The organism is Legionella bozemanae, from assembly GCF_900450575.1.
Lineage (GTDB): Bacteria > Pseudomonadota > Gammaproteobacteria > Legionellales > Legionellaceae > Legionella > Legionella bozemanae.
Window position 1 is genome coordinate 1,829,274 of the sequence record NZ_UGGY01000001.1, and the last position, 14,052, is coordinate 1,843,325.

The following is a 14,052-nucleotide window of genomic DNA, read 5'->3' on the forward strand; positions in this document are numbered from 1 at the left end:
GAGGAGTTTTACCTTATTCCTTTTGTAACGACTCCATCACAGCACCTAAGAAACGGGTTGCTTCGCCTCCAGTGACTGCTCTATGATCAAAACTTAATGATAAAGGAAGTATGTTATGTGCTTCGAGTGTTCCTTGAGTATTGACAACAGCTCCCTGATAGAGTCTGCCTACGGCCAAAATAGCAACCATCGGTGGAACAATAATGGGACTTGCGAAGCGACCAGCAAATTTTCCAAAATTGGAAAGTGTTATAGTAGCTCCTTTCAATTTATCTGCAGTAATTTCTCGATTGCTCACAGACTCTTTAAACTCATTGATCATTTTTCGTAGATCACCATCGGCAAGTTTTCCGGCGTCATGAATAACAGGTACAAATAATCCTTCTTCATTATCCATGGCCAAGCCAAGATGTACCTCATCAAAACACTGGCGTGCACCATGTTTTGTATCAAACCATGCATTTAAGGCAGGTTCTTTTTTAGCAGCGTAGACCATTGCCCGGATTAGGCGAATCGTAATATCAGTACCTGGCTTCCACGCATTAATATCCGCTTCATCAAAAATACTTACAGGAACTACCTCTGCATGAGATTGAGTCATACTATTAAGCATTGCTCGCCTTACTCCGCGCAGAGGTTCAAAGCCTGCAGGAATCTCTGAGTTCTTGTCAGCTTGTACCTGAACATCATCTCGAGTGATGACGCCAAACTCTCCAGTTCCCTTAACTGTAGATAAATCGACATTAAGTTTTTTAGCAAGCATTTTTACTGCAGGGGTTGCCTTGATGCGGTTTTTAGTAGTGTGTTGGATGCCGACAGTAAAATTATCTTCAAATACTTCACTGCTTTCTTCTAAATTACCGACTACTGTTCCTTTGTCTTCGGTTTTAGCACTAGTTGATTTAAAAGCAACCAAAGGTTCACCTGTTTTAATTACATCTCCAGGCTTACCATATAATTTGCTAATAGTCCCAGACTGAGGACAAGGTACATCAACTACTGCTTTTGCGGTTTCCATAGAAACTAATGGTTGATCTACTATTACAACATCACCTTCTTTAACAAACCATTCATGAATCTCAGCATCTGGCAGGCCTTCACCCAAATCAGGTAGATTGAAAATATTCATTATTACTCCATTATGCTCATAACACTGTTTTTAATCCGTGCAACACTTGGGATGTACTGTTTTTCCAGCTGAAAATAGGGCATTACAGTATCATACCCGGTTACCCGTTGGACTGGAGCCATTAAATCAGCCATAGAGTTTTCCATAATTTGTGCGGAAATCTCGGCACCAACTCCACAAGTTTTTGCTCCCTCATGAACGATAACACAACGTCCCGTTTTCTCTACTGAGGCTAGAATTGTTTCAATATCTAGTGGTTTAATCGTTGCTACATCAATGACTTCACAAGAAATTCCTTCGTTTTCTAATTGCTTCGCGGCTTGTTGGGTTTCGTGGATGCTGGCTCCCCAACTTATTAATGTGACGTCATCGCCTTGTTGTAAAGTAAAACACTTGCCGAGGGGAAGAGCCTCACCGTTATCTTCTACAGGTTGCTTGACTAAACGATAAATACGTTTAGGTTCGAGAAAAACTACCGGATCAGGATTACGCATGGCTGCTAAAAGCAGCCCATAAGCGCGTCGTGGTGAAGAGGGAATCACAACTTGTAAACCAGGAATATGAGCAAATAGTGCCTCAGTACTTTCAGAATGATGTTCTGGAGCTCGAATGCCACCACCAAAAGGCGCACGAAAAACGAGAGGGCAATGGAGTCGACCGCGTGTTCGATTACGCATTCGAGCAGCATGAGAAATAATTTGATTCATTGCTGGGTAGATGAACCCCATAAATTGAAATTCAGCAACAGGTTTCAATCCTTGTATGGACATGCCAATTGCTAATCCGGCAATCATAGACTCTGCCAGAGGAGTATCAAAAACTCTTTTTTCACCAAAACGCTCTTGTAATCCTACAGTGGCGCGAAAGACACCACCATTTTTACCTACATCTTCTCCAAAAACCACAACATTTTCATCATGAGCTAACTCATAAGCCAAAGCCTGAGTTACTGCCTCGATTAAAGTAATATCAGGCATGAGTTGCTTCCTCCATAGCTATTGCACGTTGTTCCACTAAATACTCGGGTAGTTCGGCATAATGATAATCAAAAATACTACTGATTGGTTGCGGCTCCATACCCAAGTATTCATTAACTGCTTTTTCTACTTCTTCAGAACATTGAATTACCAAATTTTCTTCGTCTTGCGCATTCCAAATTTTTTGTTCTATAAGAAATTCTTTAAATCGTGAGATGGGTTCTTTAGGTTTTGCTTTTTCAACTTCAGCGCCAGGTTGATAGCGAGTTGCATCATCAGCTGTTGTATGATCCGATAAACGGTAAGAGATAGCTTCAATTAAAGTAGGTCCTTCACCACGACGTGCTTTTTCAATTGCATCGCCAATAACTTGTCTTGTTGCCAGAATGTCATTACCGTCAATTTGCATTCCTGTAAAGCCAGCTGCTATAGCCTTTTGTGCTATAGTTTGGGTACCGGTCTGTTGATCTCTAGGGACAGAAATTGCCCATTGATTATTATTGACCACGAAAACAACGGGTAAATTCCATGTGCCTGCGACATTCATCGCTTCATAGAAATCGCCTTCAGAAGTACCGCCTTCACCAAGACACACTACAGCGACACGAGGTTGATTTCTGTATTTAAAGGCAAATGCAACGCCTGTTGCATGCAAACATTGAGATGCAATTGGAACACATATCGGTAAGTCTTCTGAATTACAGGAAAATTGACTGCCACGCTCATCACCACCCCAGAAAGCGAGTATTTCAGACATTTTTACCCCGCGTTGAAATTGCGCAGCATAATCACGATAATAGGGTACAAGTACGTCCTCAGGACGCATTGCATGCCCTATAGCGGTTGAAATTGCTTCCTGTCCGTTAATCGGGGCATAAGTTCCCATTTTTCCCGTTCTTTGTAAAGCAATCGCTTTTTTATCAAAAGTCCGTGTAAGAACCATAATTTTATAAAGTTCTTTGAGCACAGAATGATCATGGGCAAAAGAAGGTAGCTGGCCGACCAATTTTCCATGTTCATTTAAAAATTGAGTATATGTAATATCAAATTGAGCAACTGTTGCCATACAAGGCTCCTTGTCAATAAAGCGTTTGCATAGCATACTCACAAATTAATTCAAAAACCAGAGAATTAGTGTTGAATTCGTATTTCAAAATGAAGTATTTGTAGCCTGGGTGCAGCGTCTGTCTCTTGATCACACCTATGCCTACGCTCCGCGGCACCTAGGATACAAATATAAGTTTTATAATAATTACCTAAGAGGAATATTTTGAGTCAATTTGTATTATATTCATTAGACTATCATGATTCATTACATGAATATTACCAAAAATTACATCATTTACCTGGTTTTGTTCTTTTAGAAAGTACTGATCGCACTCATGGACGTTATGATATTATCAGTGCCTATCCTTATGATTTTATTCAAATCGATCAAAATACTGACGATTTGCCGAGCTTATTAAAAAAAATAAGTCAGATCTTATCGCCAATCCCGTCTGTGGCGGATCTTCCTTTTCAAGGCGGTGCTCTGGGTTATATCTCTTATGATCTTGGGGCAAAATTATTGGGGATAGATTCCCGCATACAACCCACATTAGAAAATATGCCTTTGCTCGATCTTGGTTTGTATGATTGGGCAATTATTGTGGATCATTATAATAAAACGGTAACCGTATTTGCTGCAAATACACATCAGTCAACTTCTAAAATAGTTGATGAAGTATTGGAGTTATGGAATAACTCTGCCGAGCAACAAAATAATGCAGTCATTAAAGGTGATTTTACTCCTTTAGTGAGCAAACAAAATTACATCAAAGCATTTTCCTCAATTTATCAATTTTTAAAAGAAGGAAGAAGTTATCAGGTCAATCTGACTCAGCCATTTCACGTTGCTTACGAAGGAGACAGTTGGGCTTTTTATAAAAAAATTTGTTTAAAAAACCCTGTTCCTTTTGCTGCTTTTCTACGAACAGCCCATGCTGATATTTTAAGCTTCTCCCCCGAGCGTTTTCTATTTCATGAAGAGGGTAAATTAATCACATCTCCTATTAAAGGAACAATAGGACGCTCCACTAATCCTATGGAAGATGAGCAATTAAAAAATAAATTAACATCATGCGAAAAAAATCGAGCTGAGAATGTCATGATAGTTGATTTATTGAGAAATGATTTGGGTAAAATTGCTCAACCAGGTTCGGTACACGTAACTGATTTATGCGAAGTGCAAAGCTATACTTCAGTTCATCATTTAGTAAGTACAATTGAAGCTCAATGTCTCGCTATAATTCTACCATTTGATGCATTTTTGTCTTGTTTTCCTGGTGGTTCTATTACTGGAGCACCAAAAATTGAGTCTATGCGAATTATTCATGAACAAGAATCTTATGCACGAGGTATTTATTGTGGCTCTATAGGTTATTTTTCCCGGCATGGGCGTTTTGATACAAATATTGCTATTCGTACGGTTACAGCCACAGAAAATATTTTACATTTAGCTGCTGGTGGTGGATTAGTTATTGACTCAAACTGGGAAGATGAATATCGTGAATGTTTTATCAAAATAGCAGCGGTTATTAATGGACTTAAATGAAATTAAAGGGAAAAAACTTGCCCATTCGGCTGTGGTCGTCTTATATGAGCAGTTATCTGATTCATTAATTCTGACACAACGTAGTGATAAACTGCGTGCGCATCCCGGAGAAATTTGTTTCCCAGGTGGTGCCTGGGAAGAGGGAGATGAGAACTATTATGCTACTGCACTTAGAGAGTTGCATGAAGAGTTAGGTATCACCCCTAACCGCATCACTTTGATAAAAGAATTAACTACTCAAAAAACTCTTTTAGGGAAGATTATTCATCCTTGGTTTGCAAGTATAGAGACTATTCATCCTTACCAGTTAAATGATCAAGAGGTTACTCGTCTAATATCGATCCCGATGGTATTAGTTCAAGATGCCCAAAATTATAAAGATTTTATAATTGAACGAAATGGTCGTCGTTATATGACTTGTGAGTTTACTGCAAATAAAGATTGGGTATGGGGTGCGACTGCTCGCATAATGAAACAATTGGTAAAATAATTCGGACTAGAAAGAGTGTCCTTAGAAAAGCATTGGATAAAAGGGTGAGGATTTTGTTTCTGGATTGGTCATAAAAGACCGTAGGTACCTAAAAACCTCACCTAATCACGATTTTAAACGCGAACGGTAGGAAGGTCATAAAGACCGTGTACCCAATCAAGTGTCTGAATCTTTATAAAGGATAACAAGAATGAGTAAAATTTTCAGTACTTTTTGTGGTGTAGATGTTGCAACAGATAAAATAATCGTCCAATTGCCTCAAGATAGAAAGTCTATTATTGGTTTTATTAAAAAGAATTTTGAGCAACCTAATGAGACCCCTGGTTGTCCTGGAAAGTACTAGTGGTTATGAACTATTAGCAGCAGAATGTTTTGATGAAATGGGTATGACAGTACGCAATAAGCTGTTAATGAAGCTTACTGCGCTTAATAGCAGGTTAAGTCAGCTGAAAGAGTTTCATCATCAAGAAGCGTGTCGATTGGGTAACGCCAAAATACCTGAAGTCAAACAAACACACAAAGAGATGCTCAAACTTTTGGCAAAACAAATGACCAGCATCGAGACACAAATGATAAAATTAATTAAATCGGAACAAGAGCTCGCAGAAAGGTATACCCGCCTTCAGGCAATGATAGGCGTTGGCCCAACATTCGCTTTAACACTAATTGCAGAACTGCCAGAGCTTGGTTATGCTAATAAAAAAGAGATTGCAGCCTTAGTCGAAGTTGCTCCTATAACAAAAGATAGTGGGAAACAGAGGGGACGTGCAATCACTCAAAATGGAAGAAACAGTCTTAGAAAAATACTTTATATGGGCGCTTTATCAGCCATTCGATATGACAAAAAAATGAGGGAATTTTACAAGCGCCTAATAAGCACTGGTAAAGCAAAGAAAGTAAGTATTGTTGCTGTTATGCGAAAGATGTTAGTGACGATGAATGCGGTGCTTACACAAGCAAAGGATTATTGCCCAGCTATGTAGCAATAATCCTTGACTTTAAAGCGCGGTACGTAGAAAGCTGAGTATAGTTTATTTAAAAATATAAAGTGACATGCAAATTTCGCGTGGTTCTCTCAGGGCTTGTCCGCGGGATCCAGAAGATCTATGTTAAAACACTGGGCCCCGCGGACAAGCCGCGGGACGTAGTAAGTACATTATTTGAATTTATATAGCAACAGCTGGTTTTTTCTCTGGGAGGCTTGGAGACGTGGAATGGGAATCTTTAAGTGCTCGACGAAGAATTTTTCCCACATTTGTTTTGGGAAGTTCATCATAAAATTCAACTACCCTGGGAACTTTATAAGCTGTTAGATGTTCTCGACAATAAGCAATCACTTGCTCTTCGGTTAAAGTGGGATCTTTTTTTACAATACATGCTTTAACACGTTCACCAGATTCCTTATCAAAAACGCCAACAACCCCCACTTCCAAAACACCAGGATGCATTGCAATCACTTGTTCGACTTCATTTGGATAAACATTAAATCCGGAGACAAGTAACATGTCTTTTTTTCGATCGACGAGGTAAATAAAACCTTCTTCATCCATTTTACCAATGTCCCCAGTTTTTAAATAGCCATTCTTAGTGAACACTAATGCGGTTTCATCAGGTCGTTTCCAATATCCCGGGGTTACTTGTGGTCCTTTAATGCAAATTTCCCCGCTTGTTCCTATAGGTACTTCGTGTTCATCATCATCAAGAATGATGACATCTGTAGAGGGAATTGGCACTCCTATGCTTCCATTATATTCCGTCAAATTCATAGGATTCATGATGGCAGCAGGACTGGTTTCAGTTAATCCATAAGCTTCTAATACAGGCGTTTTGGTGACTTCACGCCATTTAAGCGCTACACTTTTTTGCAATGCCATACCACCCGCAAGTGAAATTTTTAGGTTGCTGAAATCAACTTCTTTAAATTTAGGCTGGTTTAGTAATCCATTGAACAGGGTATTAACACCCGTAATCGCTGAAAAACGTACTTTTTTGATTTCTTTAACAAAGTGCTTCATATCACGGGGGTTTGTGATTAGCACATTTTTTGCTCCTTGTTTTAAAAAAGTCAAACAATTCGCAGTAAGAGAGAAAATATGATAAAGAGGTATTGCTGTAATAATCGTTTCATCGCCGTTTAACCCTACTATAGGTTTAATCCATGCTTCAGCTTGCAGGACGTTGGAGAGCATATTGCGATGAGTTAAAATAGCACCCTTTGCTACGCCTGTTGTACCGCCGGTATATTGTAAGAATGCAATATCGTCATGCCCCAATGCAACATGATGTAGCGTCGATTCTTTTCCTTCAAGCAGAGTATAATTAAAAGCTACTGCATGGGGGATATTATAAGCAGGTACCATTTTTTTAATGTATTTAATTATCGAATTGATAATGATTCGTTTCGGAGTGGGAAATAGATCTGCTATTTCAGTCACAATAACATGTTTTAATGTAGGAATGGAGCTTAAAGCCTTTTCTACAGTTTTTGCAAAATTAGCAAGTACAATAATTGCTTCAGCACCCGAGTCATTCATTTGATGAATAAGCTCGTCTGTGGTGTAAAGTGGATTCGTATTAACAACAATATAACCTGCACGTAAGATGCCGAATAAGGCTACTGGGTATTGAAGAACATTGGGAAGCATAATTGCTATCCGAGCTCCTTTATCCAGTTTGAGCTGTTGAAGATAAGCAGCAAAATTGCGACTTGACTCATCCAGTTCACCAAAAGTAATACTACTCCCTAAATTGGTATACGCGGTTTTTTTAGCATAACGCGAGCAGGATTCTTTAAACAAATCGACGAGGGAAGAATACTGACTTGCGTCAATTTCATGCGGGACTCCTTTCTGATATTGTTCAAACCACCGTTTATCCACCTTAATATCCTTCTGTTATTGGTTTTCACATGTTAGTATAAACAAAAATATCGGTTATGGATATCATACTCATGGGTGAAAATACAACACAAACTCAAGCATTTAAACTAAAAGGCCGTCTTTATACATTTACTGTATTACATGTATTAAATACGAACTCTGATGTTTTTTCGCAACAACTTGATGATACTATTGCCAAAGCTCCTAAATTATTTGAGCATACTCCTGTTGTTTTTGACCTGTCTTCTGTACAACAGTTAGAATTTGATTTGCAGCCTTTACTCCAGAGTGCACGTGCGCATGGTATGATTCCTGTTGCCATTCAAGGAGGAAGTGTATTACATAATACTCTGGCTCAATGTCATGGTTTGGCTGTATTGCATGCGTCTTCAACACAAGATAAACCTATTATTGAGCGGCCTATTGAAAACAATCATCATGACTCAGCAAAATCAATAACAAAGTTAATTACTACACCTGTACGTTCGGGACAACAAGTAGTAGCAAAAGGTGGTGATCTCGTAGTGACTTCTTCGGTAAGCCATGGTGCTGAATTACTGGCGGACGGTTGTATCCATGTGTATGGCGCTTTAAGAGGGAGAGCCTTGGCAGGAATTTCTGGAGATAAAGAGGCAAGAATTTTTTGTCAATCCCTGGAGGCAGAGTTAGTATCAATTGCCGGATTTTATCGTTTAAGTGATGTGATCGAGCCTTATAATGGTCCTTGCCAAATTTATTTAATCGATGAGCACATACAAATAGAGCCCTTATGATAGAGGTTGTTTTTATTTCGGACCTTCATCTGCATCCAGAGGATCGGGATATTCAAAAACGTTTTAATCATTTTCTTGAATGGGCACGGGTTTCTGTTAAAAATATTTATATTCTGGGTGATTTTTTTCATGCGTGGGCAGGTGATGATGCAATCGATGATTGGAGCAGGGAGATTGCTTATCAGTTATCTTCTTTAAAAAAACAAGGAATTAACTTATTTTACATGCATGGTAATCGTGATTTCTTATTGGGGAAAACTTTTGCACATCTGGCGGGATGGACGGTTTTATCTGAACCGACTGTAATCCAATTAGGGCAGGAAAAAATATTGTTAGTTCACGGCGATCGCTATTGTACTAAAGATTTAGCCCATCAGCGCTTTAGATTGTTAACTCGAAATAGAATATTTACTACTCTTTTTTTAAGTTTACCGCTAAAATATCGCGAGCGGCTAGTAAACCAAATTCGTTCTCATAGTCAGATGAATACCAACAAATCTATGGAAGAAATGGATGTGGTTACTGAGGAAATCATTAAGCATATGTCATACTACCAAGTGACTCAATTAATACATGGTCATACTCATAAACCGGGTATTACTTCTTATCAAAATAACGCACAAAATTTAAAGCGTTACGTCCTGAGTGATTGGGATGACAAACCCTTGGTATTGTGTTATCATAATACAAAAGGGCTCTATTTTGCTCATTTGTAATTTTTAGAGAGGCAGGCTATGACTCAAAATAAAGATGAACTTGAAAGAAAAAAAGAAGAGGCGAATAAAGAGTTTGAAAAGGACATAGCCCGGATCAATAAAGAAGAAAGTGAGAAGAAACGATTAGCATCTCTTGAAGAGGCACGGTTTAAACATCAGAGACAGTGGGCTAAGGTTATGGATGAGTTAAGGAATAGCCATAAAACCATAAACAAGAGAACAGGTAAAGAAACAACTTATTGGGATGAAATAAAGGAGTTAGCTGACGAGGTAATTAATTCAGAACAAACCTCCATCAATGACTGGCGCTCTAATATGATGTCCTTATTGAATTTATTTTCCAAACTTAATAAGGCAATAAACGTATCGTCAAATCAAGTTTCAGGTGAGGCATTAGATCTTATAAAGAAAGCCACTCATGAAATGCCTATTGTTAGAACAATAACTCACCCTAAAGAGTTTATATATGAAGGAGTTAAATCAGCGATACTTCATAAAATTAAAGGCAACAGTGATATAAACGTAAATGCTCTTAAGCATAAAGTTACCTTTAAGGATGGGAAAGTTGAAATCGCTGATTTAACTCGTGTTGATGGTATCCCTTTCGATAAAGCAAATGATGCAAATAAAGCATTTAAGAAATTGGTTGATTTATGGTTACAAGAAAACGATTATGTAATGGACTCTCAAACAAAAATTTATAAGCATCATCCAGATGGTACCCCATTAGATAAGGATGCGTTTGAGGCATTACACTCTGATCCCAATAAAGGGTTTGGCAAGTTTTTAGCGGAAACATCCTCCTTTAAATTTGAGGAACAAGAGGATCTGCAACCAGGGCTGTCTCATGGTTAATTTTGTTAGATTGCGGTATTCCGCTGTGAAAGCGAAATACCGTATCCGTCGCTAAAATAAAATCATTTTCCAAAGATAAAAACAAGTTTAGACGTTGTTCTATATTCCCGCCATATAACTTTGCCAAGCGCAGATAGTCTTCAAAATGACGTGCTTCCGATCGAATTAAAGTAGTGTAAAATTTTGTTAAGTCCTGATCCTCAAGGTAGGGGATAATTGCATGAAAGCGCTCGCAAGAACGGGCCTCGATAATGGCACCGATGATCAGTTGATCACATAAGCGTTGGAGGACATTCCTGCTTGTAACTTGTTTATGCATGTGCGTAGCGTATCCTGATGGTTGCAAGGGACAAAATTGAATCCCTTTTTGGGCCATTAGATTAATGACCTTTTCAAAATGAAGTAACTCTTCGCGAGCTAAAGGTGACATCACTTCAACCAATTCCTTTTTTTCTGGATATTTGCTGATAAAATTAATTGCTGTTGCTGCTGCTTTACGCTCACAATGAGCATGGTCAATTAATAATAATGGAATATGATTTGCAGCAAAATCCAACCATACTTGTGGCGTTTTGACTTGGAGAAAGTTATTTAATAATTGTAAATCAATATCTAATCGTTTTAACATCTGCTAAATACACTATACTTATCAAATAAATTGTCTTATATCATAGGACCTTTTTACAATTCTACTATTTTGGCCGCGAAGCCTTGATTTTCTATGCTCCGATGCTCATATACTATGCTACGAAATCAAAGCCTTGTGACTCAATTTAGCGAATTGCAACACGATACTTTGAAAAACTTGAATTGGATGAAAAATGAACGGGGAAGAAATTGATAGTGAATTAAGCCATTGGTTTTCAACCTATGGAATAATAACGGCTGAACGTATATTAGGTAGGTACAATGTCAAACTGGCGCAAGCCGAATTAGTGGTAGCTATTAAAAGTCCATTTAGTTTTTATCATCGAATGCTGCGGGTTCCACTAAGAAATGTACTTAATGGTATCATCTTGCAACAAGCAAATGATTATCATGTTTATGTGCAAAAATTATTTATTGATTATTTATTGTCCGGAGAAAACTCTAAAGGTGAAGAAGCGCAAGGTGCTTCAACACGTGAAGTTATAGAAAAAGAACGACAGCAGTTAGTTGCACTCGGGGATGAGTTTAATAATGTGCAAGGAGAGCATGATTATTTGATTGCTAACAGTCAGGCTGCTTTGATAAAAATAGCTCAGATATTCAATGCGGAGTTGGATAAAACGATCTCCTCATTAAAAAAAGTACTTAAGAGCCCTGATTCTTCAGAGAAAAAAAGTAAAATCCGAGAAGCAATTAATCATGCCTTGATTTACTGCAATGTAGCAGAAGTCCAAAACAATAAATATCTTTTTATAGATAAAATGAACGAGGTCCTTAATGTCTCCCTATCGGAAGATTTAAAGGAAAAAAGTGTAAATATTTTATCCGAAATTATACAAATGGATATGGATTTTGATGAGCAGATCAGTGATTTTGTGGCACAAACTGAAGAATTAAGCAGGTCAGCTAATTCCTATCGCAATCAATTTTATGAGACGATTCTTCGCGTTGTCGATTTGTTAAAATCATTACCAGAATACAAAATTGATAGCGAGCAAGATGCTATTAATAGAGAGCCTTTATACTTTGACAAGAACATTGGGGCAATATGAGGTGCTATGAACAGTAAATAAAAAAGACATCAGAAATGAAGCATATGTATTTGGTTTTTACTTTGACTATCGAGACTATAATTGATATAAAAATGAATTTATATTAGCCATATAGCTTGTATTTCATGTATAATATTGCACTTTAACTAACCCCCCATGGAGTGCATGATGGCAAAAGAAACAACGTTGTCAATTATTAAACCTGATGCAGTAGCTAAATCTGTTATTGGTCAAATCTATTCTCGTTTTGAAAATGCGGGACTCAATATAATCGCTGCAAAAATGATGCAACTTTCTCGTGAACAAGCAGAAAATTTTTATGACATTCATCGCGCACGTCCTTTCTTTAAAGATTTAGTTGAGTTCATGATCTCTGGCCCAGTAATGGTTCAGGTATTACAAGGTGAAAACGCAGTAATGAAAAATAGAGAAATTATGGGCGCAACAAACCCCAAAGAAGCAGCACCTGGAACTATACGTGCTGATTTTGCTGATAGTATTGATGCGAATGCAGTACATGGTTCAGACAGCCTTGAAAATGCAGCTCGTGAAATTGCCTTTTTCTTTGAGCCACATGAAATTTGTGAAAGATAAGAATATTTAATGGAATACGTTAAAGTAACATAGTTAAAATGTAGTCTGGGTGCAGTACAGCGAAACCCGGGGTTTTCTGAAAGATTAGCATTCCCGGGTTTCGCTGTACTGCACCCAGACTACATATACTATTACTATTTATTTAATGTATGTCATTAAATTTGGAGCAAAAATGACTGCACAAAAAGTAAACCTTCTTGATTACAATTATCAACAAATGCGTGAATTGCTAAATAGCTGGGGAGAACAACCTTACCGAGCTCAGCAAATAATTCAATGGATACATCAGGCCGGTTTTACTGATTTCACAAAAATGACAAATCTTAGCAAAGCCTTAAGAGAGAAACTGACAGAGCTATCATGTATTAAATTACCAGAAATTGTTGCTTGTCAAAAATCCAATGATGGCACCCATAAATGGCTCTTGAAATTGGAGTGCGGCAATTGTATCGAGACGGTATTTATTCCCGAAAGTAACCGCGGAACTTTATGTGTTTCTTCACAAGTGGGATGTGCTTTGAATTGCTCCTTTTGTTCTACTGCAAAACAAGGTTTTAATCGTAATTTATCTACAGCCGAAATTATCGGCCAAGTTTGGTTGGCTGTCCGTGAGTTATCACAACAAGAAGGAATTCATGACAAAAAAATAACAAATGTGGTAATGATGGGCATGGGCGAACCTTTACTTAATTTTGATAATGTTGTGTCAGCAATGAATATTATGATGGATGATTTTGCTTATGGATTATCCAAACGTCGCGTTACTTTAAGTACTTCAGGGGTTTTACCTGATCTGGAACGTTTAAGAGAAATTAGCCCTGTTGCTTTGGCTGTCTCGCTGCATGCACCGAATGATGAGCTAAGAAATGAACTGGTTCCTATAAATAAGAAGTATCCGTTGACTCAATTGATGGCTTTATGCAAAAACTATTTTAAGAATGAGCCTCGAAGAAAAGTAACTTTTGAATATGTAATGCTTAAGGGCGTCAATGATCAACCAGAACATGCCAATCAATTGATAAAGTTGTTGCGAAATGTTCCAGCAAAAGTCAATTTAATCCCTTTTAACCCTTTTCCGATGACACAATATGAACGCTCACCTCAGGAAACAATAGATGCCTTTAGAGATAGACTAATCGCTCATGGCATTAATACGATTACTCGAAAAACACGGGGTGATGATATTGATGCAGCATGTGGGCAATTAGCTGGAGAGGTTAAGGATAGAACAAGTCGTTCTCAAAGATGGCAAAAATTGCATTTTATACCTAAAACAAACCAAGAACAGCAAGCAGTAGAATAATGAGGTATGTCTTGAGTTTAGCGAATTTACAACTTCAAGAATT

Annotated in this window: 15 protein-coding genes; 10 read left to right on the top strand and 5 right to left on the bottom strand. The window is 37.9% G+C overall.

The window, feature by feature from the left end; translation table 11 throughout:
• Nucleotides 1-13: 13 nt before the first annotated feature.
• From DY223_RS07895 to pdhA, 3 genes are read right to left on the bottom strand one after another with little or no spacing between them, the layout of a single operon-like run.
• Nucleotides 14-1,129, bottom strand: coding sequence for a dihydrolipoamide acetyltransferase family protein (locus tag DY223_RS07895; protein ID WP_058457764.1), 1,116 nt, complete (start codon nucleotides 1,127-1,129; stop codon nucleotides 14-16).
• Nucleotides 1,130-1,131: 2 nt separating this feature from the next.
• A complete protein-coding gene (locus DY223_RS07900) occupies nucleotides 1,132-2,106 on the bottom strand; it encodes an alpha-ketoacid dehydrogenase subunit beta (RefSeq protein ID WP_058457765.1) in 975 nt (324 codons plus the stop codon).
• Nucleotides 2,099-3,172 carry a pyruvate dehydrogenase (acetyl-transferring) E1 component subunit alpha gene (gene pdhA, locus DY223_RS07905; RefSeq protein WP_058457766.1) on the bottom strand — a complete coding sequence of 358 codons (1,074 nt, stop codon included), beginning with the start codon at nucleotides 3,170-3,172 and terminating at the stop codon, nucleotides 2,099-2,101. The genes DY223_RS07900 and pdhA overlap by 8 nt, the downstream gene beginning before the upstream one ends.
• Before the next feature lie 204 nt (nucleotides 3,173-3,376).
• Here pdhA and pabB point away from each other — a divergent pair, with 204 nt between their 5' ends.
• From pabB to DY223_RS07920, 4 genes are all read left to right on the top strand, one after another.
• Nucleotides 3,377-4,699: an aminodeoxychorismate synthase component I gene (gene pabB / locus DY223_RS07910; protein WP_058457767.1), complete on the top strand. Its 1,323-nt coding sequence runs from the start codon at nucleotides 3,377-3,379 to the stop codon at nucleotides 4,697-4,699.
• Nucleotides 4,686-5,189, top strand: a complete 504-nt coding sequence (locus DY223_RS07915) for an NUDIX hydrolase (RefSeq protein ID WP_058457768.1) — start codon at nucleotides 4,686-4,688, stop codon at nucleotides 5,187-5,189. Before pabB ends, DY223_RS07915 begins: the two co-directional genes overlap by 14 nt.
• A gap of 190 nt (nucleotides 5,190-5,379) precedes the next feature.
• Nucleotides 5,380-5,532 (top strand): hypothetical protein, encoded by a 153-nt coding sequence (locus DY223_RS19110; protein ID WP_154669267.1) that lies wholly within the window; start codon nucleotides 5,380-5,382, stop codon nucleotides 5,530-5,532.
• A complete protein-coding gene (locus DY223_RS07920; RefSeq protein WP_058457769.1) occupies nucleotides 5,501-6,172 on the top strand; it encodes an IS110 family transposase in 672 nt (223 codons plus the stop codon). The genes DY223_RS19110 and DY223_RS07920 overlap by 32 nt, the downstream gene beginning before the upstream one ends.
• A gap of 183 nt (nucleotides 6,173-6,355) precedes the next feature.
• Here DY223_RS07920 and DY223_RS07925 read toward each other — a convergent pair whose 3' ends face one another.
• Entirely contained in the window at nucleotides 6,356-8,068 is a 1,713-nt protein-coding gene (locus DY223_RS07925) for an AMP-binding protein (RefSeq protein ID WP_058457770.1), read from the bottom strand.
• A 71-nt stretch (nucleotides 8,069-8,139) separates the two neighbouring features.
• On the opposite strand from DY223_RS07925, the gene minC reads away from it, so the two are divergent.
• Genes minC through DY223_RS07940 form a run of 3 tightly spaced genes read left to right on the top strand, consistent with a single transcriptional unit; the run spans nucleotide 8,140 to nucleotide 10,412 of the window.
• A complete protein-coding gene (gene minC, locus DY223_RS07930) occupies nucleotides 8,140-8,841 on the top strand; it encodes a septum site-determining protein MinC (RefSeq protein WP_058457771.1) in 702 nt (233 codons plus the stop codon).
• Nucleotides 8,838-9,557, top strand: coding sequence for a UDP-2,3-diacylglucosamine diphosphatase (locus DY223_RS07935; protein WP_058457772.1), 720 nt, complete (start codon nucleotides 8,838-8,840; stop codon nucleotides 9,555-9,557). The genes minC and DY223_RS07935 overlap by 4 nt, the downstream gene beginning before the upstream one ends.
• 18 nt (nucleotides 9,558-9,575) lie before the next feature.
• Nucleotides 9,576-10,412, top strand: a complete 837-nt coding sequence (locus DY223_RS07940; protein ID WP_058457773.1) for a hypothetical protein — start codon at nucleotides 9,576-9,578, stop codon at nucleotides 10,410-10,412.
• Here DY223_RS07940 and DY223_RS07945 read toward each other — a convergent pair.
• Complete coding sequence (locus tag DY223_RS07945; RefSeq protein WP_058457774.1) at nucleotides 10,363-11,040, bottom strand: MiaE family protein; 678 nt, start codon at nucleotides 11,038-11,040, stop codon at nucleotides 10,363-10,365. The two genes, DY223_RS07940 and DY223_RS07945, sit on opposite strands and share 50 nt — an antisense overlap.
• A gap of 193 nt (nucleotides 11,041-11,233) precedes the next feature.
• On the opposite strand from DY223_RS07945, the gene DY223_RS07950 reads away from it, so the two are divergent.
• From DY223_RS07950 to rlmN, 3 genes are all read left to right on the top strand, one after another.
• Nucleotides 11,234-12,112 (top strand): hypothetical protein, encoded by an 879-nt coding sequence (locus DY223_RS07950; protein ID WP_058457775.1) that lies wholly within the window; start codon nucleotides 11,234-11,236, stop codon nucleotides 12,110-12,112.
• Between the two features lie 168 nt (nucleotides 12,113-12,280).
• Entirely contained in the window at nucleotides 12,281-12,706 is a 426-nt protein-coding gene (ndk, locus tag DY223_RS07955) for a nucleoside-diphosphate kinase (RefSeq protein ID WP_058457776.1), read from the top strand.
• Nucleotides 12,707-12,878: 172 nt separating this feature from the next.
• The gene (gene rlmN, locus DY223_RS07960) at nucleotides 12,879-14,009 is read left to right on the top strand and encodes a dual-specificity RNA methyltransferase RlmN (RefSeq protein WP_058457777.1); all 1,131 of its coding nucleotides are present in this window, start codon (nucleotides 12,879-12,881) and stop codon (nucleotides 14,007-14,009) included.
• Nucleotides 14,010-14,052 lie beyond the last annotated feature (43 nt).